Origin of the sequence: Streptomyces sp. AA1529, from assembly GCF_000280905.1 — a bacterium.
Taxonomy (GTDB): Bacteria; Actinomycetota; Actinomycetes; order Streptomycetales; family Streptomycetaceae; genus Streptomyces.
This window is the reverse complement of sequence record NZ_ALAP01000073.1, coordinates 31,617-55,821: the sequence shown is the minus strand read 5'-3', so window position 1 is coordinate 55,821 and position 24,205 is coordinate 31,617. Positions and strand designations below refer to the sequence as shown.

Genomic DNA, 24,205 nt, shown 5'->3' with positions numbered 1-24,205 from the left:
GGCCAGGCTGGAGTGCGCGGCCTGGGCCAGGACGGCGCCGCGCTGGGCGGTGGCCGAGGCCGCCAGACCCAGCGGCCGGTCCACGACCCGGGCGATCTGCGCGGCGGTCAGCCGCACGACGGAAGCCTCGGCCGCGGCGCGGTGCGGCGCGCGACCGCCCGCGTCGGGGGAGCCGGCCGCCGCGGGCGGCTCGGCGGGCCCGCCGTCGGCCCGGTCCTCCTTCTCGTCACCCTTCTCGCCCTTCTCGCCCTTCTCGCCCTTCTGCTGCCCGCCGTCCGCCTTGCCGGCGCTCCCGTCGGCCTTCGGCCCGGCGAGGCCGCCGGTCTTCCAGCCCGCGTCGGCCAGCAGGGACTGCGCGGAGTCGAGATCCGCGCTGCCGAAGGCCCCGCTGTTGTCCCGGTAGCCGTCCTGGTCGGCCATCCGCAGATGGCTGCCGAGCGGATCGTCCGGCAGCCCGGTGCCCGCGAGCGCCTTCTCCGCCAGCTCGTCCCGGTCGATGGCCTGCGCCACCGCGCGGCGCACCCGCTCGTCGGCGAGCGGGCCGCCGGAGGCGTTCAGGGTGAGCTGGGTGTACGCCGGGTCGAGGGCCCGGCGCACCTCGTAGTCGCCCAGGGCCCGCGCGGTGGCGGCGCCCAGCCGCTCCCGGGCCTTGCGCTTGCGTGCCTCGCGCCGCTTCGCCTCCAGCTTGCGGGCCTCCGCCGCGTTCTTGGCCCCCTCGGCCGCGTCGGGGCGCTGCGGGCCGCCCAGCCCGTTCGAGGCGCCGATCCGCTCGGCCGTCGAGGCGCCGATGTCGGCGACGTCCACCTTGCCCTTGGCCAGGGCCGCGGTCCGCTCGTCGCGGGGGACGGCGGTCAGTACGATGCGGTCCAGCTTCGCGCGGTCGCCCCACCAGCGGGGGTTGCGCTTGAGCAGGGTGCGGGAGCGGTCCTTGCCCGCCTTCGCCACCCGGAACGGGCCCGCGGCGGCGGGCAGCGAGGTGCGGAGACCGTCGTTGAAGACCTTCGGGCTGCGCATGGCCTGCTTCGGGTACAGCGGCGTGAACAGCGACCGCCAGTCCGCGTACGGCTTGCCGAAGACGACCTTCACCTCGTCGTCCCCGGCACCCTTGGTGATCTTCCGGATCCGGTCGTATCCGGCGTTCCGCGCGGTCCAGTAGGCGTTGTTCTTGCCGCGCAGCGCCTTCCACTGGGCACGGAAGTCCGCCGCACCCAGCCGCCGCCCGTCGCTCCAGCGGGCCTTGGGGTTGAGCTTGTAGACGACGGTCTGCCGCGGGTCGGTGTCGGTGACCTCGGCGCTGCGCAGGAAGTCCGGGTCGGCCTGCGGGCGGCCGCGCTTGTCCAGGTCGAACAGCGAGGGCAGGGTGGCCCCGGCCACCCGCTGGGTCACCTCGGTCGAGTCGGGCTGGAAGACGTTGAACGTGCTGGGCGGCGCGTCCACCGCCCAGCGCAGGGTGCCGCCGGAGGCGATCTGCTGCCGCGCGGCGGCCCGTACATCGCCGCCGGCCCGGGCCGAGCCGACGTTCCCGGCCTCGGCGTCCTGCGAGTCCGACCCCCCGCACGCGGCGAGTGGCAGCGGCAGCAGCACCCCGGCGGCCAGTGCGGCGATCCAGCGCCGGGTGCGGCGCCGGTTCCTGCTCAGCGGGACGGTGGCGTACCGGCCGGGGTTCCTCTCCGACCGGGGCGGCCTCGAGGGCCTTGGTGATTCGGCTGGGACGGCTCGCATGCTGAAACCTCCGGGGCTGACCGCGCCCGCGTACGTCCACTTTCGGCGGCTTTGGCGGTTCATCACATCTTTTCGCCCCGCCGAGGGCGCCCGCACACCCGGGAGGCGGGCAACACGACGTACGGAGTACACACGCCACCCGTGCGGAGCACTCCGGGGTGGCAGGCGGGGAGCGCACAGCCGGGCCCCGCACCCCACCGGCCACCCGAACGGACTGACCCGCGCAGTGGCCCCGTACGGACATTCGAGTGCGCCCGGGGCCGACGCGCCCCTCGGCCAGTGCTCCTCGGACAGTGCCCCGGACAGTGCCCCTGGATCAGCGGCCCGGCCGGACCCCGGACCGGCGGCCCGGCCCGCACCCCTCGGACACCGCCCCGCAACCGGCGCCGCGGGCCCCGGGCGCCGCCCGGGTGGCCCGTACGACGGAAAGGCGTACCGCACCCTTCACAAGCGGGAGTGTGACGCGCAACACTCGCCACGCGCATGGACCGCGCCAGCCGCCACCACCGCGGAGGTGGGCAAGTCATGTCTCTGCAGGACGAACTGACAGCCGCTCAGCGCTGCCTGGACGATCTCGCGCGCTGCGTGGGCCGACTGGAGAAACACGTCGGCACCGGCCTGGAGATCAGGCGGGTACGCAGCGACGCCGAACACCTCAAGGAGTCGCTCTCCCTGCTGAGAGCCACCGCTCCGCCGCCGAGGGCCGAGCCGCCCGCCGAGATGGTGACCATCCCCGACCAGCCCTACGACCCGGGCCTGTGGACGGATGTCGACGACGAGGGGCTCGGAGCGCGCGACCGGCACGCACCGTGACTCGTTGGACAGCGAGTCGTTGAAGGCACGCCCAGCTGCCCGGGCCTGCCCTGACCCCAGCCGTCTCATCCGGAGAAACCGTTGGCCACTGGCACCGAACCCCGACCGAACACCGGGTCCCGCCCTCCCGCGGACCCGGGATCCACCGGCGTGCGCGCCGGCACCCGCGCCGCCATCGCCGCGCCGCATCTGCGCACGGACCGGTGGTGGCTCGCCCCCGCCGCGACCGCACTCGGACTGCTCGCGTTCGTCGTCTACTCGACGTGGCGCGCGTTCGCGAACGCCGACTACTACCACGCGCCGTATGTCTCGCCGTTCTACTCGCCCTGTCTGGCGGACAACTGCTCGACCATGAAGGGCGGGCCCAACTGGGGCCTGTTCGGTGAGTGGTGGGGGCTCTCCCCCGCACTGCTCATCCTGATCTTCCCGCTGGGCTTCCGGCTCACCTGCTACTACTACCGCAAGGCGTACTACCGCGGCTTCTGGGCCTCTCCCCCGGCCTGCGCGGTCGCCGAACCGCACAGGAAGTACACCGGCGAGACCCGCTTCCCGCTGATCCTGCAGAACGTCCACCGCTATTTCTTCTACGCGGCGCTGCTGGTCGCGGGGATCCTCACCTGGGACACCGTGCTCGGCTTCCGCAACGAGCAGTACGAGTGGGGCCACATGGGCCTGGGCACGCTGGTCTTCCTCCTCAACATCCTGCTGATCTGGGCGTACACCCTCTCCTGCCACTCCTGCCGGCACATCATCGGCGGCAGGCTGCGGCACTTCTCCAAGCATCCGGTGCGCTACCGGATGTGGGGCTGGGTCGGAAAGCTCAACGAGCGGCACATGCTGCTCGCCTGGGCCTCGTTGCTCAGCGTGGCGCTGGCGGACTTCTACGTCTACCTGCTCGCCACCGGCACCATCACCGACCCGCGGCTCTTCTGAGAGGGATACCAGCGACATGGCACACGTCGAACGTCAGCAATGGGACGTCGTCATCGTCGGCGCGGGGGGCGCCGGACTGCGGGCCGCGATCGAGGCCCGGGAGCAGGGGCTGCGCACCGCGGTGATCTGCAAATCGCTCTTCGGCAAGGCCCACACGGTGATGGCCGAGGGCGGCATCGCCGCCAGCATGGGCAACGTCAACGAGGGCGACAACTGGCAGGTGCACTTCCGCGACACCATGCGCGGCGGCAAGTTCCTCAACCAGTGGCGGATGGCCGAACTGCACGCCCGCGAAGCCCCCGACCGCGTATGGGAGCTGGAGACCTGGGGCGCGCTGTTCGACCGCACGCCGGACGGCCGGATCTCGCAGCGCAACTTCGGCGGGCACGAGTACCCGCGGCTGGCCCACGTCGGCGACCGCACGGGCCTGGAGCTGATCCGCACGCTCCAGCAGAAGGTCGTCTCGCTCCAGCAGGAGGACTTCAAGGAGAGCGGCGACTACGAGGCCCGCATCAAGGTCTTCCAGGAGTGCACCGTCACCCAGGTCCTCAAGGAGGACGACCGGGTCTCCGGGGTGTTCTGCTACGAGCGCGAGAGCGGCCGGTTCTTCGTGCTCGAAGCGCCCGCCGTGGTGCTGGCGACCGGCGGCATCGGCAAGTCGTTCAAGGTGACCTCCAACTCCTGGGAGTACACCGGGGACGGGCACGCGCTGGCACTGCTGGCCGGCGCCTCGCTGATCAACATGGAATTCGTGCAGTTCCACCCCACGGGGATGGTCTGGCCGCCGTCGGTGAAGGGCATCCTGGTCACCGAGTCGGTGCGCGGCGACGGCGGAGTGCTGCGCAACTCCGAGGGCAAGCGGTTCATGTTCGACTACGTCCCGGACGTCTTCAAGGAGAAGTACGCCGAATCCGAGCAGGAGGCCGACGGCTGGTACGAGGACCCGGACAGCAACCGCCGCCCGCCCGAGCTGCTGCCCCGCGACGAGGTGGCACGGGCCATCAACGCGGAGGTCAAGGCGGGGCGCGGCTCGCCGCACGGCGGGGTCTTCCTGGACGTCTCCACCCGGATGCCCGCCGAGACGATCAAGCGACGGCTGCCCTCCATGCACCACCAGTTCCGCGAGCTGGCCGATGTCGACATCACAGCCGAGCCGATGGAGGTCGGCCCGACCTGCCACTATGTGATGGGCGGCGTGGACGTCGACTCGGACACCGCGGCGGCCCGGGGCGTGCCGGGATTGTTCGCGGCCGGCGAGGTGGCCGGCGGGATGCACGGCTCCAACCGGCTGGGCGGCAACTCCCTCTCCGACCTGCTGGTCTTCGGCCGCCGGGCCGGGCTGCACGCCGCCGAGTACGCGCGCGGCCATGCCGATGAGCGCCTGCGGGTCGGCGACGCGCAGATCGACGCGGCGGCGGCCGAGGCGCTGCGGCCCTTCGGCGTGGGATCGGCGCCGGAGGAGGAGCGCGCGCAGGAACCGGCGGCGGCCGAGAACCCGTACACGGTCCACCAGGACCTGCAACGCTCCATGAACGAGCTGGTCGGCATCATCCGCCGCGAGGAGGAGATGTCCGAGGCGCTGGAGCGGCTGGCCGAACTGCGCGAGCGGGCCCGCCGCGCGAAGGTGGAGGGGCACCGGCAGTTCAACCCGGGCTGGCACCTGGCGCTCGACCTGCGCAACATGCTGCTGGTGAGCGAGTGCGTGGCCCGCGCCGCGCTGAACCGTACCGAGTCGCGCGGCGGGCACACCCGCGACGACCATCCCGAGATGGACCGCGAGTGGCGCCGCGCCAACCTGGTCTGCACCCTCGCCGCCACCGCCCCGGAACCGGCCGGTGCCGAAGCGGGTGCCGAGCCGGCCGCCGAGGCGGGGGCGGGCCGCGCGGGCCGGATCGCACTGCGGCGCCGCGAGATGCCGCCCATCCGCAAGGACCTCCTTGAGCTGTTCGAGAAGGAGGAGTTGATCAAGTATCTGACCGACGAGGAGCTGACGAGCGAGTGACTACCGCACCGGACACGACCAGCTACGACGCGCACTTCAAGGTCTGGCGCGGCGATGTGGACGGCGGCGGCCTGGAGGACTTCACCGTCGAGGTGAACGAGGGCGAGGTCGTCCTCGACATCATCCACCGCCTCCAGGCGACCCAGGCCCCGGATCTCGCGGTCCGCTGGAACTGCAAGGCGGGCAAGTGCGGTTCGTGCAGCGCGGAGATCAACGGGCGGCCCCGGCTGCTGTGCATGACCCGCATGTCGGTCTTCGACCGCGACGAGACCCTCACCGTCACCCCGCTGCGGGCTTTCCCGGTGGTGCGGGACCTGGTGACGGACGTCGGTTTCAACTACGAGAAGGCGCGGCAGGTGCCCGCGTTCGTGCCGCCCCAGGACCTGGGTCCGGGCGAGTACCGGATGCAGCAGGAGGACGTGGGGCGCTCGCAGGAGTTCCGCAAGTGCATCGAGTGCTTCCTGTGCCAGGACACCTGCCATGTGGTGCGCGACCATGAGGAGAACAAGACGGCCTTCGCCGGGCCGCGTTTCCTGATGCGGGTCGCCGAGCTGGACATGCACCCGCTGGACGCCGCCGAGGAGACCGGCCTGGACCGCAAGTCCACGGCGCAGGAGGAGCACGGGCTCGGCTACTGCAACATCACCAAGTGCTGCACCGAGGTCTGCCCCGAGCACATCAAGATCACGGACAACGCGCTGATCCCGCTCAAGGAACGCGCCGCCGACCGCAAGTACGACCCGCTGGTCTGGCTGGGCAACAAGATCCGCCGCCGGACGAACTGACGGGCCGGACACCTCGAGACGGCCGGTGCGCGGCGCACCGGCCGTCTCGCGCGTTCCGACCCCAGCCGTCCGACAGCGGTTCGGGCCCCCGGCCGACGGCGGCCACCGCCTCGCTCGCGGCGATGGCGGGCGGGGGCCGAGGCGTTCAGAACAGGTTCAGCAGTGCCTCGGTCGGGTCCGGTACCGCCGCCCCTTCCTCGGGGCGGGCCAACTGGAACCAGACGGCCTTCCCGGAGGGCACCCGGCGGCTTCCCCAGCCGGTGGAGAGCAGGTCGACCAGTTGCAGTCCCCGGCCGCCCTCGTCGGTGTCCCGGGCCCGGCGCCTGCGCGGCTGGACCTGCCCCGCGTCCCACACCTCGCACACCAGCGTCCGCTCCAGCAGCAGCCGGAGCCGGATGTTCCCCTCGCCGTACCGCAGCGCGTTGGTGACCAGTTCGCTGACCAGCAGCTCGGCGGTGTCGCTGAGCGCCTCCAGGTCCCAGGCGGCGAGCTGCTCGCACATCAGCTCGCGGGCCCGTGCGACCGACCGCGGCTCGGGCGGCAGCGTCCAGTCGCCGACGTGACCGGGATCCAGCCCCTGCACCCGGGCGACGAGGAGGGCGATGTCGTCCTCGCCGTGGTGCACGTTGAGGGTGCGCAGCACCCGGTCCGCGGTGTCCTCCAGCGGCTCGGCGGCATCGGTGAGCGCCGAGCGGAACCGGTCCAGCCCCTCGTCCAGCGGGTGGTCCCGGGACTCGACCAGGCCGTCGGTGTAGAGGGAGAGCATCGCCCCCTCCGGCAGCTCGATCTCGATCTCCTCGAACGGCTCGCCGCCCACGCCGAGCGGCACCCCCTTGGGCACCTCCAGCAGCAGCGCGGGCTCGCCCGGCTCGACCATGATGGGCGGCAGATGCCCCGCGTTGGCGAAGGTGCAGCGTCGGGAGACCGGGTCGTAGACGGCGTAGATGCAGGTGGCCAGGTAGACCTCGGACAGGTCGGTGTCGCTGCCCCGCTGGCCCCGTTGCGAGTGCTGCTTGCGCGGATCGCCCAGACCGCGCGCGATCTCGTCCAGCGCGCCCAGCACCTCGGCGGGTTCCATGTCGGTGAGGGCGAGGGTGCGTACGGCGGTGCGGAGTTCGCCCATGGCCACCGCCGCCCGCAGCCCGCGCCCCATCACGTCGCCGACGACGATGGCGGTGCGGTGGCCGGGCAGTTCGATGACGTCGAACCAGTCGCCGCCGACCTCGGTGGCCGGGTTGCCTGGCAGATAGCGGCAGGCGATCTCCAGCCCGGCGGCCTCCGGGTCGCCCGGCGGCAGCAGGCTGCGCTGCAGGATGAGGGCGCGCTCGTGCTCCCGGCGGTAGAGGCGGGCGTTGTCGATGCAGACGGCGGCGCGGGCCGCCAGCTCGGCGGCGAGGGCGCCGTCGCGCTCGCCGAACGGCTCGCTGCCCTTGGCGCGGGAGAACTGCGCGAGGCCCAGTACCCGGTCCCGGGCGACCATGGGCACGGCGAGTGTGGACTGCACGACGGCGCCGAACTGCGCCGGTACGGTGCCGTCCTGGCCGGGGATGTTCTGCACCCGGCCGGTGCGCAGCGCGGTGGCGAACGGGGAGTGCTCGGCGTAGCAGTGCGTGGAGCCCACCTCCGCGGGCTGCCCCGGCTGCGCGGCGGCCGACGCGGTGCCGTTGGCCCGGGCGCGGGCGGCGCCCTGCGCCGAGGCGCCGCCGTCCGGTGCGCCGCCGTCCGGTGCGGTGCCGTCCCGGGCTGCGCCGCGCGGGCGGACCACGGCTTCGCCGGCCCGCGCCTCCTCGTCGGGCAGCACGTATCCGTAGGGGGTGTTGGCGACGGCGCTGGCGAAGGCGACCCGGCGCAGCTCTCCGCGCGGCGAGCCGACCGGCCCCCGGCGGCGCCGGGGCAGCCCGTCGGCGAGGCGGCTCTCGGCCGTCTCGCACCGGCCGGACTCCGGTCCGCCGAAGCCCTCGGCGCCGTCGGTGTCCTCGGGAGGCGTCGGTCCGACGGGGCGGGGCTCGTCACCGGCCAGCACGCTCTCGTAGAGGTCGACGGAGGCCAGATCGCAGAACTGGGGCACCGCCACGTCCAGCAGTTCGCGGGCGGTGGTCTCCAGGTCCAGCGAGTTGCCGATCCGCGCGCCCGCGGCATTCAGCAGGGCCAGGGCACGACGTACGTCGTCCTGCTTACCGGCCGCCTCCACCGGGATATCGCTCAATGCCGCCCCTTCCACTGCCGGTGCTCGCCTCCGGTCCGAGAAGTGTGGCAGGCCGGAGAGCCATCCGGAGCCCGCTCTTCCCGATCGCCACAAGTCTTCCTTGTCGCGACGAGGCAATACGCGCACACCCCCGCTGTTCACGGGAGTCACCCCTGACTCCTAACCAGGGAATGCCGGGTCGAACCCCAGGAGTGCGCACCGGCCACGTACCGGGCCGCGCCGGGGTTTCGCGCCACCCCGCGCCACCCGAGCCGCATCCGGTGCTGCTGTTGCGGACGGGGCGACCGGCCGACGCCCCGGTCCGCTCAGGGCAGCGCCAGTTCGAACCAGACCGTCTTGCCTTCGGGGCCGTGCCGGGTGCCCCAGCGGCGGGCCTCGCTGGCCACCATCTGGATCCCCCGGCCGCCCTCCTGCTCCTCGGTGACGACACGCTCGCGGGGCGGTTCGGGGAGCAGGTCGGACACTTCCACGATCAGCACTCCGGCAGGCCCGGCCGGATCGCGGCCGATGTCGCGTACCACTCGTACTCCGACGGGACCGTGCGCGTACCGCAAGGCGTTGGTGACCAGTTCGCTCACCAGCAGCACACAGGTGTCCTCCAGATCGCTGAGCCGCCACTCGCGCAGTGTCTTCCGTACGGCTTCGCGCGCCCTGCGCACGGCGTAGCTGCCGGGGGTGAAGGACCAGGAGGCGGCGGTGTGCCCGGGCAGTCCGCCGAGCCTGGCCATCAGCAGCGCGACGTCGTCCCCCGTGCCGGGCCGGCCCGGGGTGCCGGAGCGCTGCCCGCGCAGCGAGTCGATGAGCAGGTCGCAGGAGTTCTCCAGTCCGCCGCAGCCGGTGGCACCGACGGGTCCTGTCGAGACGTGGGCGCCGGCACCGTTCCAGGTGCACCCGTCATCGGGAGCCGACCTGCGGGAGCCGGGACCGGCGAGCAGCGCGCAGACCCGGTCGATGCCCTCGGTGATGTCCTCGCCTCTGCTCTCGACCAGGCCGTCGGTGTACAGCACCAGGATGCTCCCCTCCTCGACCTCGGCCTCGGTCAGCGGGTACTCCTGGTCCGGTTCGGGTCCGACGACGCCGAGCGGGACGCCCGAGGGCACGTCGACGGGCCGGACCCGGCACCCGCTCTCCCCCTCGCGGGTGACCAGCAGCGGCGGCACATGACCCGCGCTCGCCATGGTCAGCACCCCGCAGCGGGAGCCCGCCGAGGTGGGAGCAGGTTCGTAGACGGCGTACAGACAGGTGGCCATCAGGGGGTCGTCGGGCCCGTGGGAGAGGTCGTCCCCCACCGTGCTGACTCGGGCGAGCAGTTCGTCCGGCGGCAGGTCGAGGCCCGCCAGCGTGCGGACGGCGGTACGCAGCCGTCCCATCGTGACCGCCGCGTGCAGTCCGTGCCCCATCACGTCACCGACGACGAAGGCGACCCGGCCGCCCGGCAGCGGGATGACGTCGAACCAGTCGCCGCCCACCTCCGTACCGCTGCTGCCCGGAACATAGCGGTAGGCGAGGTCGACTCCCGGCGGCTCGGGGATGCGCTGTGGCAGCAGGCTGCGCTGGAGCATCAGCGCGCCCTCCCGCTCGCGCGCGTACAGCCGGGCGTTGTCCAGGAAGGTGCCGGAGCGGTCGGCCACCTCCGTCGCGAGCGCGCGGTCGTCGTCCCCGTACGGCTCGTCCCCCTGCGCCCGGCTCACCAGCAGCAGCCCGAGCACGGTGCCGCGCGCCCGCAGCGGCACCGCCATCAGCGAGTGCACCCCCAGCTCGAAGGTGGCCTCGACCCGGGGGTCGCCGGACCGGGTGGCGCGCAGGATCTCCTCGGGCGTACCGGCGAGTTGGGGCATGCCGGTGTCCAGCGCCCGGCCGAGCAGCGACTCCCGTTCGTAGCGGATCTCGCTGCCCAGCCGCAGCAGCCGCTCCACGCGCTCGCCGCTCTCCCGGGCGGCGAACCCGAAGAGGCGCAGCGGCGTGCCGAAGGGAATCACCGGTTCGGGCAGCTCGCCCCCGACGGCGACCTCGTCGCGCAGCATGATCCCGGCGTAGCCGGCGAACCGCGGCACCAGCACCTCGGCGAGCGCCTGCGCGATGGCGTGGACGTCCAGCAGGTTGCCGAGCGCCACGCCGACCTCGTCGAGCAGGGCGAGCCGCTGCCGTGCCGCCTCCGCCTTGTTGAGCGCCTCCAGCCGCTCGGTGATGTCCATGACCGTGCAGCTCACCCCGCGCACCGTGCCGCTGCGGTCGGTGATCCGGGCGTAGGACAGGGAGCGGGCTCCCTTGCCGTCGGGCGCGGTGGTCACCAGGTCCACGACCGAGCGCCCGGTCTCCAGCACCCTGGACTGGATCTGCAGCACCTCTTCGGCCATGGCGGCCGGGAGCAGGTCGGCGACGGTGTGGCCGATGAGCTCGGCGCGGGTGGCGTTGTTCAGTCGTACGAGGGCGTCGTTGAAGCGGACGAAGCGCCGCTCGGTGTCGAAGACCCCGATGCCCAGCGGCGAGGAGGCGAACAGGGCGTCCAGCACGGCCAGATCGTGCTCGACGGCGCGCAGCCGGCTGGTCTCCATGATGCTGGCCAGGACGAACGGGTGCTGCTCGGTGTCCCGCAGCAGCGAGCCGCGGCCCTCGACCTCGACCACGTTCCCCGCCCGGTGGCGGATGTGCAGGATGCCCTGCCAGCTTCCGCCGCGGCCGAGGCTGTTGCGGCGGGCGCGGCGCTCGGCCTCGTCGCTCTCGACGAAGTCCTCGATCGAACGGCCGATGGTGTCCTCGGCCGACCAGCCCAGGATCTCCTGGGTGGTCGGGCTCCAGACCAGGACGGTGCCGTGCCCGTCCAGCATGACGACCCCGACGCGGAGGGTGTCCAGGAGCGAGGTCGCCTCGTCGGCGGGTTCGGTGCTCACACGGCCCACGCCCCTGGTCGGGAACTGGATACCTACGACGTGGGCTCATTATCCATATATCGGACACGGGGAGCGAAGGGGCGCACGCGGGGCGCCGCACCCGGCGCCGGGGTCAGGGGAACGGAGCGGAGGCGCGTGCGGCGTCAGCCGCGACCGCCGTCCGCGTGTTCCGGGTGCGCAGCCAGCCGGTCCCGGTGTTCCACCAGATACCCCTCGGCCTGTTCGCTCAGCCGTTCGGCGAGATGCTGCGCCTCGGTCCGGGTGGCATAGCTGCCGACGCGGTAGCGGTTGCCGTGGCAGTCCTGGCGGATGAGCTGCCAGGGCAGCACCGCGTCGCTGTCGCCGCTCGCACTTCGCATATGCCGGAGCTTACGCCCGGCCCTCACTCACCGCATTCGGCTTTGCACATTGCGGTCAACATTTCGGCCAGGTGTTCGCCCGCCCGACGGCGGCGCCCCGGCGCACCTCGGAAGCAGCACCGCACCGCAGGCGCCGGGTCGGCTACTTCACCGGCAGGTGGTATGCCAGCTTGAATCGGTCGGCGGGCACCACCACGTCCGCCGTCTCCACCGGGCGCTTCCCCGCGTAATAGGTCCGCGCGATCACCAGCACCGCGTGCCCCGGGACGCCACCCAGCGCCGTCATCTCCCCCGCCCGCCCGGGGCGGCTCGCGACCTCCTCGGTGACGTTGTCCACCACCAGGTCGATCGCGGCCATCCGCTCCACCACCCCCCGGCCGCCCAGCGGCCCCTCCTCGGGCAGCATCACCGGCGTCCGGCCCGTCACCGCCAGCGGCTCCCAGGAGACGGAGAGCATCACCGGGTCGCCACCGACGTGGAAGACGTAGCGGGTGCGCATCACCCGCTCGCCACGCTCGATGAACAGCCGCTCGGCGACGTCGGCCGAGGCGTCCTCCTGCTCGCTCCGCGACTCCCAGGTGCCCCGCACCCGCTCGTCGGACTGCTCCTGACGGAAGGGCGTGCACTCCCCCAGCGAGCGGTAGCCGGTGCGGGAGACCCGGCGGGCGGCCGGCAGCTCCCGCACATAGGTCCCGGAGCCGGAACGGCCCTCCACCAGCCCCTCCGCCATCAGCACCTTGCGCGCCTCCAGCGCGACCGTGTCCGAGACGCCGTACTCCTCGCGGATGCGGGCCTGCGAGGGGAGGCGGGTGTGCGGCGGAAGGGATCCGTCCGCGATCTTGCTGCGCAGATCCGAGGCCACGCGCAGATACGCGGGTTGCTCACCGAATGGCACGTGTGCCCTCCCCGTTTCGGCCAGATGCTGAATGAAGCTGACTGGTACCGGGCGATACTGACGGTCAGCAACAGCTTGGCAACAGAGTGTTGTTGGCCGCAACGGTCGGCCAAAGTTTCACCCGATGTGATGAGCACCTGCTCAGACCCGTCCGACCCGCCTCGACAGCGCCGCACGGGCGGGCCGTCCGCGGACACCGGGAACGGGAACAGCACCGGGGCCGGGGGACGGCACGGTGCGCCGGACTCCGCCGCACGCGCGCGGAACGCCCCGGCGCGTCCGCGCGCCGCAACGCGTCCGCGGCCGCCGCAGATACCGGCCGGAGGAGACCCGGCCCGACCTAGCCGGCCGGCCCGGCGGACGGGGTGGCCTCCGCCGCTCGCATCGCGAACAGGACCATCGTCGCGCTCACCCGCACCGCGCCGTCCGTACCGGGCGGGAGCGCGCAGCGGTGCAGTTCGTCCCCCACCTCTCTGGCGCGCTCGCGCACCCCGGCCCACGCCTCCGGCTCCAGCCAGACCTCCGCGTCGGTCATCTCCCCCCGCACCCCGGTGTCCCGCTGGGCCGTACGCCGCCGCAACTCCTCGCCCAGCGCGCCGGCCAGCGCGAGGTACGCATCGACGCCCTGCGGCACGCCGCGGCCCAGTCGCTCGCCGCTGTCCGGATCGTGGCGGTAGCGCTTGGCCGTGCCGCCCCGCACGGTCACCTCGCCCACCGCCTCCACGAGTCCGGCCTTGTGCAGCCTGCGCAGGTGGTAACTGACGTTCGCCTGCGACTGGTCCAGGAGCCGGGCCGCTTCCGCCGCGCTGTAGGCCTCGCCGGTCAGCAGGGAGAGCAGCCGCAGCCGCAGCGGATGGGCCAGCACCCGCAGATCCGCCACGGAGGCCTCCGAGGCCGCGGAACCGGCGGCAGCGTCCGGCGCGGCACGGGTACGGGAGGTGCCGGGGTCGGTCGGGCCGGGCGGGTCGGTCGGACCGGAGCGGGAGTGCGGCATCCGGTCAGTCTGCCTCACACCGCCGCGCGCTCCGGAGCGACCTCGTCCGGCACCGGCCCGCCCGCAGTCAGCCCCCGCACCTGGCTGCTGCCCAGTGCGCCCGCCGTCACCAGCAGGACGAGTCCGACCCCGCACAGCAGCGTCGGACGCACGCCGTAGCGTTCCGCCAGCGGACCGGCGGCCATCTCACCCAGCGGGAGCGCGAGGGTGGAGCCGAGGGCGTCGTAGGAGTAGACGCGGGCCAACGTGTCCTGCGGGACGTTCTCCTGGAGCGAGAGGTCCCAGGCCACGCTGAACTGCTCCAGTGCGATGCCGTTCACGAACATCGCCATCAGCAGCAGGGCCAGATCGGCCGATTCCGCGAGGGCGACGAGCGGCAGCGCGTCCAGGGCCACGACGGCCACGCCGATCCGCAACGCGTGCCGCGAGCGGGACCGCGCCACGAGCAGCCCGCCGACCAGCGCCCCGGCCATCTGGGTGGCCAGGACGAAGCCCCAGGCGGTCCGGCCGAAGGTCGTGTCGGCGACAGCCGGCCCCAGCACCTGGATGCCGCCCGCCGAGACCGCGTTCACCACGAAGAACTGCAGCACCACCACCCACACCCAGGTGCGGGAGGCGAACTCGTGCCAGCCCTGGCGCATGTCCTGCCAGGGCCGCGCCCGCCCGGCGGACTCGGCGGACTCGGCGGCCGTAGCGGGAAAGAGCACCTCCGCGGACGACGCGGACGACGCGGACGACGTGACCGCGCCGCGCCGGGCGAGCACGCGCCCGGCCAGGCGGTAGGCGGCCGCGGCGCCCAGGAAGGCCGCGCCGTCCAGCAGCATGCCCCAGCCCGGTCCCGCGACGGCTGCCAGCATGCCGCCGAGCGAGGTCCCCGCGATCATGCCCGTGTTGATCCCCATCCGGGAGAGCGCGTTGGCGGGCCGCAGTTCGCCCGGCGGCACCGTGCGGGGCAGCAGCGCGGCGGACGCCGGTACGGAGACGGCCGCCGCGGCCCCCTGCACCACGCTGAGGACCAGCAGTGCTCCGATCGGCGCCCGGTCGGTCAGCACGGCGAGTCCCACCCCGGTCTGCACCAGCGCGGCGGACGCGGCAGCGCCCTGGAGCACCAGCGCCCGGGGCAGCCGGTCGGCCAGCAGCCCGCCGAAGAGCAGCAGCAGCACGCTGCTGACGGACCGGGCGCCGACGACGAGTCCCACGTCCACCGCGGAGCCGCCGAGGTCCAGCACGGCGAAAGCGAGCACGACGGGCGCCATGGAGTTGCCGAAGAAGGTCAGGGACCGGCCCAGCGTGAGCGCGCGGAAGGCGCGATGACGCAGGACCCCGCGGAGCACGTCGCGGTCGGGGCGAGAGGGGGAGGAGAAGGCCACGCGGTGAGTGTGCGGCACGCGGAGCCAACCGTCAAACATTTCTTTGGGGGTTGTCGGCGCGGCGGTGCCCGCGCACCGACGGGAGCGCATGGCCCGCCGGGAACGCCGGATGCCCAGGGGTCCGGGACCGAGGAAGGGGCACGGCCGCGGGAACCGGGCCACGCACGGCAACCGGGGGGACGAGAACACCGCACCGGGACCGGAGCCGGTGTATCAACCACGAGCCTTGTTGACAGCGACGACTGGTGGCGGGGCTTGGCGGCATGGCGAGGCCGCAGCAGATGTGTGGAATTTCAAATGATTGGATTCTCCATATACTATTGGGTGCATGGATGACGCACAGTTGAACGAAGAACTGCTCGACTGCCTGTTTGCGATCCGCACCCAGGTCCATGGCGAGCTGAAGGGGCTGGCCCGCGAAGCGGGACTCACCGACACTCAGACCGACGTGCTGTGGAGGCTGAGTCGTGGGGACGAGATGACCGCGCGCCGCCTATCCGATCTCCTGCATTGTGATGCCTCAACCGCAACGTCGATGATCGACCGGCTTGAGAAGCGCGGGCTGGTCCGCCGAGTTCCCCACCCCACCGACCGACGCGCGAAAGTTGTCCAGCTCACCCCAGAGGGATGCGCACTGCGCGACCGCGTCATCGAGCACACCACCCGGCACTCGCCCTTCGCCCACCTCGACCATGAGAGCAGACTGCGTCTTCATTCGCTGCTCCGAGAGGTGAACGACGGTGTCCGGTCGGCGGACGAGCCCATCCCCGGCAAGAACAACCACGACAAGGAACAACAGCAATGAGCAGCGGGACCACAGTCATCACTGGCGGTGCGTCTGGCCTGGGGCTGGTGACGGCACGTCACCTGGTCAAAGCCGGGCAGAGCGTCGTCCTCGTCGGCCGTGACGCGGCCCGCATCCGGGCCGCCGCCAACCACCTGCGCCCCCTCGCCCCCGCCGGAGACAATGCGCCTGCACTGCGGACGTACGCTGCCGATCTGGGGCAGTGGTCACAGGTGCGCGACCTCGCGATGAATCTGGCCGCCGATGCCGTCTCGGTGGACGTGCTCATCAACAACGCGGGGGCGGCCTTCCCCCGATATGAACAGACAGTTGACGGTGTTGAGCGCACCTACGCGATCAACCACCATGCTCCCTTCCTGCTCACGCACGCTCTGCTCGCGGGGGGCGCCCTCGCCCCCAAGGCGCGGGTCATCAACCTGTCCACCTTCGTGGAGAAGCGCGGCAGGCTTGACGCCAGTGACCCCGATGTTGCGGGGACATCGTGGAACAGCCGCTTCTACAACCAGATCAAAGTCTACGCAACCAGCAAACTCCTTAGCCTTCTAGCCACCCGCGAGCTTGCCCAACGCCTGCCCGACGGCATGAGCGTCTACAACGCCAATCCCGGCATGGTGAAAGGCACCGCGATCAACAGCAACGCCGGCGGTCTGATGCGGCTGACGGCCCCGCTCTTCCGTCCCTTCGCCATCACCCCCGACGAGGGCGTGCAAACCTCCGTCTGGCTCGCCACCACCCCGTCGGCCCCGCAGCCCAGCGGCGGCTTCTTCAGCCGGTCCCAGCCGGACTCCCCATCCCCCCTCTCCCAGGATGACGCCCTCGCCCGCATCGTCTACGAAAAGACAGCCGCCCTCCTCGGCATCGCACCCATGACATAAACGCAGCGCGAACACCAGAGGCCCTGCTACGGCAGCCGCCGAATGGTCACCGCCCGCTGCGCGTCGGACAGTTCGCGAAGTCCGCCGACGCTCCCGGCGCCGAACTGCTCGCCGCCCAGTGGGCCAGGGAAGTGCCCTTGGAGACCGTGACCACCGCCCCGGCCCCACCTCACCTGGGCGGGCTGGGGCGCCTTCTACTGAACACCCACAACCCACGACGCCCCTATGCCCCACCCCAATGCACGATTGACTATCCACGGCAGACGGCTCCTGGTCGCCCGCGTCCGAGCCGGCAGGCCCGTCGCCCACGTGGCCGACGAGATGGGCATCTCCCGAGCAACTGCCCATAAGTGGGTCCGGCGATGGCGAGATGGAGGCGACGGAGGGTTGTATGACCGCTCCAGTCGGCCCTTGACGACACCGCACCGCACTTCGCCCGACGTCGAAAGCCGCATCTGCAAGTTGCGGCGCGAGCGCAAACTCGGTCCCGCACGCATCGGACCGATCTTGGACATCCCCGCCTCCACCGTCCATCGCGTCCTGACCCGCCATCAGCTGAACCGGCTGAGCTGGATGGACCGGCCCACCGGGCAAGTCATTCGGCGCTACGAGCGCGAGCGTCCTGGCGAACTGGTTCACGTCGACATCAAGAAGCTCGGCAACATCCCCGACGGCGGCGGACATCGGATCACGCCCCGCCAGCAGGCCGCCGGCAATCGACAGGCCACAACCGAAGCGCGCAAGAACGGCAGTCCCAAGATCGGATACTGCTTCGTCCACACCGCCGTCGACGATCACTCCCGCCTCGCCTACAGCGAGGTCCTGTCCGACGAGCGCAAGGAGACTGCGGCCTCCTTCTGGGAGCGAGCGAACACCTTCTTCTCACAGCACGGCATCACCGTCGAGCGTGTCCTCACCGACAACGGTTCCTGCTACCGATCCGGGCTGTTCGCCCAGACTCTCAGCGCCGCCAGCATCATCCATAAGCGCACGCGCCCCTATCGCCCGCAGACGAACGGCAAAGTCGAGCGCCTGAATCGCACCCTGCTCGACGAATGGGCGTACATGCGCCCGTATTCCAGCAACGCTGAACGCACGGAAGCCCTCGCCGACTTCCTCCACACCTACAACTACCACCGATGCCATGCCGCGCTCGGCGGTCAGCCGCCTATCAGTCGCGTCAACAACCCTGCCGGTCAATACACCGCGCTTGTTGAACAGGGGGGCGAGGACGACAGCTTCGTCGTGCCCGTCGCCCTCGGTGTCCAGCAGCGGAGGCCGGAAGTCGAAGAGGTTCCAGGGGCGCGGTTGGGGGTGCCCGGCAGCCCCTCGGTCCGGGCGTGGACCTCCTGGGAACCCTCGGCCGACGGACCGTCGGCGCCTCCCGGGAGCAGGGTGACCAGCCCGTCGTCGCCCCGGAAGTCGGGCGTATCGACGACGAGGTCCGGGTGGTCGTCGCCGTTGACCCCGCCGACCGCCGGAGATGCCCCGAAACTCATTCCGTCCCGCGAAGATCTGGCGGGCGGGCCTTCCGGCGCCCAGGCCGGAGCATGCGCCGTGCAGCACGCCGACCCCGCCGCCCTTGCCCTGCTGCGGTTCCGGGTCCGATGCCGAGCGGCGGAGCGGCAGCAGCAGGTCGGCGCGTCCGTCACCGTCGAAGTCGCCGACCGCCATCGGGGCGAAGTTGCGCGGAGCCTCGAGCTTCCGCGGCTTCCCGAGCCCGCGGGAGGTCTCCGCCCCGATGTGCGACGCCTCGTCTCCGCACATCACCGGTGCGCGGAGACGAGGACGAGCCGTCGGCTACTCTCCGCCGCCGTCCGAGTCGCTTCCGCTGGAGGAGCCGCCGTCGTCACCGGACTGTGAACGCCTGTTCTTGTCATCACCTGTCATGGGCGGAGCATTCCTGGCGGGACGTCCGGACAACCGCGGCCCCGGGCACGGCTTGCGGAACGAGACGTACCGGCCGCCAGGGCGCAGCGCCTCGGGACGACCGGCCGGTACGCTCCCTTGGTCCGTGCCGTCTGCCGAAGCCGCACGGAAACACCCGGAACACACCCGTGCCGCCGGTCCGCGCGCGCACGGACTCCCCGTGCGGAAGTGAACCGGACGGGCACCGCGCCCGTTTCCGGAACGGGTGCCGGCAGAACCGGCACCGGTCCGCGACAACGACGTTCCGGTGCGGCTCTCACGTCTCCTGGGTGAACGCATCGCATCTTCCGGCCCGGCATCATCGATCGCGACGAGTGCCGGCATCCCCCGGGCACCCTCGCGGAAGGACACCCACGATGACGGCAGCGATTCCCCCGTCCCCGGCCCGCCTCGCGCTGGTCGTCGTCTACACCGGTCGCCTCGAAGAGTGCCGCGCGTTCTACGCCGGGCTGGGGCTCACCTTCGTGCGGGAGCAGCACGGCACCGGTCCGGTGCACCACGCGGCTGCGCTGCCCGACGGCAGCGTGCTGGAGTTGTATCCCGCGACCGCCCGGCGCCCGGTCTCCGGTGTGCGGCTGGGATTCCGGGTGAGGGGCGGAGAGCTGACACCGCCGCTGTCTCCGGGCCGGCACACCGTCACTGACCCCGATGGCCGAGCAGTCGAACTGTACGCGGAGTGACCCCGGGCTGCCGTCCCGGACGCGGGTGACGGCGGACGTCCCCCGGGGGCCCGCGGTCCGCCGCCCCGCCGCGCCTGCTCACCCCGCGGCGTGTGCCGCGCGGTCGAGGAGGCGGCGCCAGATGCCGTAGGAGAGGGCCTCGTCGGAGGGGCGCAGGCCCATGCGGTTGCAGTGCATGTGCAGCAGGGACAGCACGATGTCGCCGCGGTCCGCCTGGAGTCCGCCGGTGCGCTCCAGCTCTGTCATCCGCCGGGTGAGCCGCTCCGCGGCCGGGCGCCACACCGTGTCGGCCCCGTCGAGCAGTTCACGGGCCGGGCCGTCGTCCGTGCGGGCGGCCCACAGGCCGCGGCCGACCGTGCGGTAGAGGTCGCCGCCGGCGTTGCGCCGCGCCGCGAGGCGGGCGAGGGCGTGCCGCTCCGCGGGGTCGGGGACGAGGGAGCCGCACAGCCGGTCGAGGGTGAGGGCGGCCAGCGCGGCACGTTCCCGGGACGCGTCCAGGCCGAGGGGCGGCAGTCCCGGCAGACCGGTGCCGGAGGTGCGCAGCTTGCCGAGGAGCCGGACGACGGCCGCGCTGTCCTGCCGGAACCATTCCTCGCAGTCGGCGATCAGTTCGGGGCCGCCGTAGCGCTCGACCTCGCGCTGATAGCTGACGAAGGTGTGGTCCGCGAGGTGCCCGCCCCGGGCGAGGTCGTAGGCCCAGGCGGTCACCTCGCGCAGCACGTCCGCGCGCGCGGACTCCTCGGGTACGTGGAACCGCACCCGCAGGTGCGGCGCCGGGTCGCCGTAGCGCAGGAAGAACGGGGAGGGCACGCCGTACTGTTCGGCCAGCCGCCCGGTGAGGCCGGCCAGGCCCACACCGAGCAGGGTGTCGTGTGCGTCCGGCTCGGCGTAGAGCTTCACGGCCAGCCAGTCGCTGCCGATCCGCTTGCTGCGTGCCCCGGGGTCCTCGGCGGCGCCGGGGACGGTCCGGGGCCGGATGTGCCGGGCCACGGGACCCGGGTCCTTGCCGGTCCGGACGAGGGGCACCACGATCTCGGAGGCGTACGGTTCGCCGGCGGTGTCCCGCAGGAAGCCCTCGTCCGGCGCGGGCAGGACCTCCTCCAGGGTGATCCCGTCCTCGGTGGCCCGGTCCAGGCTGTCGCGCAGCTCGCGCAGCGAGGCGGCGCTGGTGAGGTCGAGCAGCAGGGCGTTGTCGTTGTCGGTGAGGTTGACCAGGCGGGGCACCAGCCAGGTCCCGGCCCAGGCTCGGACGGCTGCGGCGAACGCGGCCTGCCCGCCGTCCTCGCCGTCCCCGCCGTCCGCCGGGCGCTCCTCGCCGTCGCCGCCGGCGGAGGCCGGTGCCAGGTCGCCGGGGCGCAGCCGCCACCGTGCCCGGCGCAGCACCAGGTCGCCCCGTTCGACGCGGGGCAGGAACGGCATGGTCCAGGTCAGGCTCTCCCAGCTGAACCACGAGACCGTGCCCGAAAGGCCCTGGGAGACCTCCAGCATGAACCGGCAGGGGTCGGGCGCCCCCGCCCAGTTGAGCATCGCGCGGTCGGTGACGTGCAGCCGGCGGCCCAGCGAGCGGCTGCGCAGATAGAGCTTCCCGTCGGCCACCCCGACCAGGACGTCGTCCAGCCGGATCACCCGGTCCTCGTCCCGGCCCGGTGTGACGTTGACCGGCAGCTCCCAGGTGTGCACGGTGGGCCGGATCGTGACGTTGACGGAACGGGCGTGCTGGGGCAGGGACGACAGTTCGGCGCAGACGGCGTCGCCCTGGCGCTGTTCCTCGGCGGCGGCCAGCTCCCGCAGCGAGGCGCGGGTCTCCTCGTCGAAGAGGTCGTGGAAGCGGGAGAAGGTCCTCCCGCCCATCACCACTCCGGCCGTGCCGCAGACAGCGCGCCAGCGCTCACGGTCCGGCCCAGGCGGCAGCAGGCCGAGGTACAGATCGAGGACCGGCATCGGCGGCCGGTGGTCGTCCTCGGCGGCCGAGGCCTCGGTGAGCTCGTCGAGCAGCCGGTCGTCGAGCTGGACGCTCAGCTCCCGGCGGGCCAGGGCCCCGGTGACCATCCGGTTCAGCACGGCCTCCCGGGGCCGCTCGTCCGGCCGGTCCGCGCCGTCCTCGGCCCGCCGGACGACGCCCGGCAGCGGGTACGCCTGCCCCGGGGAGCGGTATCGGCGCGGCGGGCCGAGGCCGGTCTCCGGGGTCAGTGCCTCCAGCAGCGGTATCTCGGAGCGGTGGCCGTAGCGTTCGGAGAACGCGTCGGCGTACTCCGAGAGGTGCGGCGGGTAGCGGTCCTCGGCGCCGACGCGCCGGAAGACGCGGGCGGCCTCTTCCGCCAGGCCGGCCACGGCCCGGGGGAGGACGAGCGGCGCGTCGAGGTTCAGCGTCGAGTCGATCTGGAGCGTCGGACCCGAGTGGCCCCCGACGGCCTCGGGCATCGGCCTGCTCGCCGCCTCCAGCAGTTCGGCCACCGGGATCTCGCCCTGGTTGAACGCGCCGATCGCGGCCTCCACGCCGTCGATCGCCCCGGCGACGGCGGGGTCGGTGACGGGAGGCAGCATCGAGCGCAGCAGCGAGGCGCCGCGGTCCGTGCGGCCGGCCGGGGGGACCAGCAGCCGGGGGCGCTCGGCGGTGATGAGGATGTCGCTGTCGAGGAGGCCGTCCAGCAGGGTCGCGATCCGCTCGGCGCCCGCCGTCGGGAAGTCCTCGGCGAGCCGGGCGGTGAGGTCGCCGAGTGTCATGGGCGTGCGGGTGTGGTCGAGCACGGACCGGATCGGCGCGGTGAGTCGTACGCTGACGGAGCGTCGGCCCCTGGGCGCGCTCCGGCCTCCGTCGCCGGGTGCGCCGGTGCGGGCGGGCTCGGCTCCGGCGTCGAGCCCATAGCCCTCGGCGGTGGACAGCCACACCCGGCCGCGGGACACGTGGACCAGGTCGTTGCGCCGCACCCGCAGTTCGCCGGGCGGCTGCGCACCGAAGGCGAGCCGCTTGACCAGGTGCATGACCCATCCGGAGTCCGCGCGTGCGCGGGCCGCTCCGATGGCGGTGTCGCCGAGCCGGGTGCGCTGCTCCTCGCCGAACACGCCGGTGGTGACGCCCGCGAAGAGGCCGAACGGCGTCGCGCGGAAGCTCATCCGGTTCAGATAGCGGCCCAGGCCGCGGACGGCCTTGCGCCGGTCCTTGCCGCCGAGGCCGTCGAACCGCTCCACGGCGTCCGCCAGATGGGGCGAGGCGGCCCGCACGGCCTCCGGTACACCCGGGGTGGACCACAGCTTGCGGAGCTGGTTCGCGTAGGCGTCGTGGCTGTCGGAGTCGTCCCGTCCGGCGTCGGAGCGCGCGGCCTCGCCGGCCGCGGCGGGCAGCGACCCGAGCAGTTCGAGCATCGGGCGTGCGGGCAGAGCCGGCGCCCTGAGCATGAAGAACCCGCAGGCCCGGTAGGTGTCGGCACGCTCTTCGGTCACGTCTCCCCCATGCCTCGGTCCGGTCCTTGCTCGTCCCCGCTCCCGCCCGGCCGGCGCGCGGGGCCGGGTCCCGGGGTCAGGAACAGCAGCTCGTCCCACCCGGCCGCCGTGTCGGAGACGGCGCCGAGGAGGGCGAGCAGGACTCCGGCGGCACCGGTGAGCAGGCCGGGATTGTGCTCGTGCCCGCCCCACGGGTCGTAGTCGGGGAAGAGGTAGGGGTGGTGCGGGTCCGCGTAGGAGCACATCCGGGACAGGAACGCGTCGTGCATGCGCCGCAGCTCCGGCAGGCCGGTCTGGGCGGCGGCCCGGCCGTAGACGGTCACCAGCCCCGCCAGCCCGTGGCACAGCGTGGGCGAGTTGATGCGCTGCTGCTCGGCCGGGGTGCGTTCGAGGCCGAGGAGGGTGGCCACCGCCAGGTCGGTGGGTTCCGGCTCGCCGCAGGCCGCCGAGGCCGGCAGCAGGGACGCGGCGACCCCGGGCGGCCCGTAGCACCAGGCGCTCCTGGCCGGTATCTGCTCGGCGCCGGTGTCGGGTCGTCCGGTGTCCGGGTGGGGCAGCAGGAGGTTGGCCCATGCCGGATGGTCGAGGCTGTCGATGCGCAGTGCTTCGAGCGTCCGGGAGAGCTCGCGGACGCCCTGCCGCACCCGGTGCGAGCGGGCCTCCTGGTCCGCGGTGCCGGTCGCGCGGGCGGCGTCGGGACGGCAGAGGGCAGCGAGGATCCCGGGCGGCCCGTGGGCGAATCCCAGGTTGTACACGCCGTCGGGAAACTGCTTCACATAGCCCGGAAGGGGCGTCGGCTCTCCGTCGGGGCCCAGGATGGTGGGGAAGTGCGAGGGCGCGCAGAACCATCTGAGCGGGCCGCCGTCGTCCCGGGTCAGCTCCACCAGATAGTCGACGAGGCGGTCCGCGGCCTGCCGGGTGGCGTCCGTCGCCCGCCCGCCGAGCACGTCCGCGGCCTTGAGCAGCGCGGCGAGCCAGCCGGCGGCGCCGCCGATGACGTCGTAGTCGTGCGAGGCGACGTTTCCCGCCGCGGGGTTCAGTGCGATGGCCTGGGTCTGCCGGGCGAGTTGGTCGGTCATCGTGGCCAGCGTCGGGAGATAGCGCGGCTCCAGGCGCGCGTACTCGGCCACCGCCCAGACGACACCCGCGGTGCCGAGGTACAGACCGGGCGCCCGCAGGGGCGCGGCGGCACTCAGCTCGGCGGTGTGCCGCAGATGGAGCTGTCCGGCTTTGAAGTAGCGGTCCTCGTCGAAGACTTCGGCCGCGTACCGGAGGGCGAGCGCGATGCCGGGGGCGCCGTCCGCGAGGTCCGGCTTCTCCGCGGCACCGCCGGCCGATTCCATGAGCCGGTCGGCCACTTCGCGGGCCAGCCGCAGAGCCTCGTCGTCGGTCACCCTCTCCGCCGGACCGGACTCCATGGCGCCCTCTCTCAGCCTCTTCGGTGCATCTCGGCCTTCGTGGCGAACAACCAGACGGAGGGCTCTGAGACCCCCTGTGCACGGACC

The 24,205-nt window shown here is 72.7% G+C and carries 16 protein-coding genes and 1 pseudogene; 8 read left to right on the top strand and 9 right to left on the bottom strand.

The features are described 5' to 3' along the window. On the bottom strand, window positions 1-1,722 hold a 1,722-nt coding region (locus tag A949_RS34070; RefSeq protein WP_158687612.1), incomplete at its 3' end, for an ABC transporter family substrate-binding protein. A 525-nt stretch (window positions 1,723-2,247) separates the two neighbouring features. Between A949_RS34070 and A949_RS0120715 the strand changes: the two genes are divergently transcribed. The 4 genes from A949_RS0120715 to A949_RS0120700 all read left to right on the top strand — a co-directional run bounded on the left by A949_RS0120715 (window position 2,248) and on the right by A949_RS0120700 (window position 6,255). Beyond that, window positions 2,248-2,535, top strand: coding sequence for a hypothetical protein (locus A949_RS0120715; protein ID WP_019357945.1), 288 nt, complete (start codon window positions 2,248-2,250; stop codon window positions 2,533-2,535). A gap of 81 nt (window positions 2,536-2,616) precedes the next feature. After that, entirely contained in the window at window positions 2,617-3,468 is an 852-nt protein-coding gene (locus A949_RS0120710) for a hypothetical protein (RefSeq protein WP_026004874.1), read from the top strand. A 16-nt stretch (window positions 3,469-3,484) separates the two neighbouring features. Next, window positions 3,485-5,470: a fumarate reductase/succinate dehydrogenase flavoprotein subunit gene (locus A949_RS0120705; RefSeq protein ID WP_019357943.1), complete on the top strand. Its 1,986-nt coding sequence runs from the start codon at window positions 3,485-3,487 to the stop codon at window positions 5,468-5,470. Then, complete coding sequence (locus A949_RS0120700) at window positions 5,467-6,255, top strand: succinate dehydrogenase/fumarate reductase iron-sulfur subunit (protein WP_019357942.1); 789 nt, start codon at window positions 5,467-5,469, stop codon at window positions 6,253-6,255. Before A949_RS0120705 ends, A949_RS0120700 begins: the two co-directional genes overlap by 4 nt. 145 nt (window positions 6,256-6,400) lie before the next feature. On the opposite strand, the gene A949_RS0120695 is transcribed toward A949_RS0120700, so the two are convergent. From A949_RS0120695 to A949_RS0120670, 6 genes are all read right to left on the bottom strand, one after another. Next, entirely contained in the window at window positions 6,401-8,461 is a 2,061-nt protein-coding gene (locus A949_RS0120695; protein ID WP_026004873.1) for a SpoIIE family protein phosphatase, read from the bottom strand. A gap of 305 nt (window positions 8,462-8,766) precedes the next feature. After that, entirely contained in the window at window positions 8,767-11,352 is a 2,586-nt protein-coding gene (locus A949_RS0120690) for a SpoIIE family protein phosphatase (protein WP_237735871.1), read from the bottom strand. 143 nt (window positions 11,353-11,495) lie between these two features. Then, entirely contained in the window at window positions 11,496-11,711 is a 216-nt protein-coding gene (locus A949_RS0120685) for a hypothetical protein (RefSeq protein WP_019357939.1), read from the bottom strand. Between the two features lie 142 nt (window positions 11,712-11,853). Then, a complete protein-coding gene (locus A949_RS0120680; protein ID WP_019357938.1) occupies window positions 11,854-12,606 on the bottom strand; it encodes a GntR family transcriptional regulator in 753 nt (250 codons plus the stop codon). Between the two features lie 340 nt (window positions 12,607-12,946). Continuing rightward, on the bottom strand, window positions 12,947-13,600 hold the full coding sequence (locus tag A949_RS0120675) for a helix-turn-helix domain-containing protein (protein ID WP_019357937.1): 654 nt from the start codon (window positions 13,598-13,600) through the stop codon (window positions 12,947-12,949). A 14-nt stretch (window positions 13,601-13,614) separates the two neighbouring features. Then, the gene (locus A949_RS0120670) at window positions 13,615-14,970 is read right to left on the bottom strand and encodes an MFS transporter (RefSeq protein WP_237735870.1); all 1,356 of its coding nucleotides are present in this window, start codon (window positions 14,968-14,970) and stop codon (window positions 13,615-13,617) included. A 328-nt stretch (window positions 14,971-15,298) separates the two neighbouring features. On the opposite strand from A949_RS0120670, the gene A949_RS0120665 reads away from it, so the two are divergent. The 4 genes and pseudogenes from A949_RS0120665 to A949_RS0120650 all read left to right on the top strand — a co-directional run bounded on the left by A949_RS0120665 (window position 15,299) and on the right by A949_RS0120650 (window position 19,259). Further along, window positions 15,299-15,775, top strand: coding sequence for a MarR family winged helix-turn-helix transcriptional regulator (locus tag A949_RS0120665; RefSeq protein ID WP_019357935.1), 477 nt, complete (start codon window positions 15,299-15,301; stop codon window positions 15,773-15,775). Next, window positions 15,772-16,650, top strand: a complete 879-nt coding sequence (locus A949_RS0120660) for an SDR family NAD(P)-dependent oxidoreductase (protein ID WP_019357934.1) — start codon at window positions 15,772-15,774, stop codon at window positions 16,648-16,650. The genes A949_RS0120665 and A949_RS0120660 overlap by 4 nt, the downstream gene beginning before the upstream one ends. 225 nt (window positions 16,651-16,875) lie before the next feature. Further along, a pseudogene (locus tag A949_RS34065) lies at window positions 16,876-17,853 on the top strand (IS481 family transposase); the annotation flags it as partial. Window positions 17,854-18,935: 1,082 nt separating this feature from the next. Then, entirely contained in the window at window positions 18,936-19,259 is a 324-nt protein-coding gene (locus A949_RS0120650) for a VOC family protein (RefSeq protein ID WP_019357932.1), read from the top strand. Window positions 19,260-19,337: 78 nt separating this feature from the next. On the opposite strand, the gene A949_RS0120645 is transcribed toward A949_RS0120650, so the two are convergent. Then, a complete protein-coding gene (locus tag A949_RS0120645) occupies window positions 19,338-22,700 on the bottom strand; it encodes a lantibiotic dehydratase (RefSeq protein WP_019357931.1) in 3,363 nt (1,120 codons plus the stop codon). Then, entirely contained in the window at window positions 22,697-24,118 is a 1,422-nt protein-coding gene (locus A949_RS0120640; RefSeq protein WP_019357930.1) for a lanthionine synthetase C family protein, read from the bottom strand. The genes A949_RS0120645 and A949_RS0120640 overlap by 4 nt, the downstream gene beginning before the upstream one ends. Window positions 24,119-24,205: the final 87 nt, after the last annotated feature.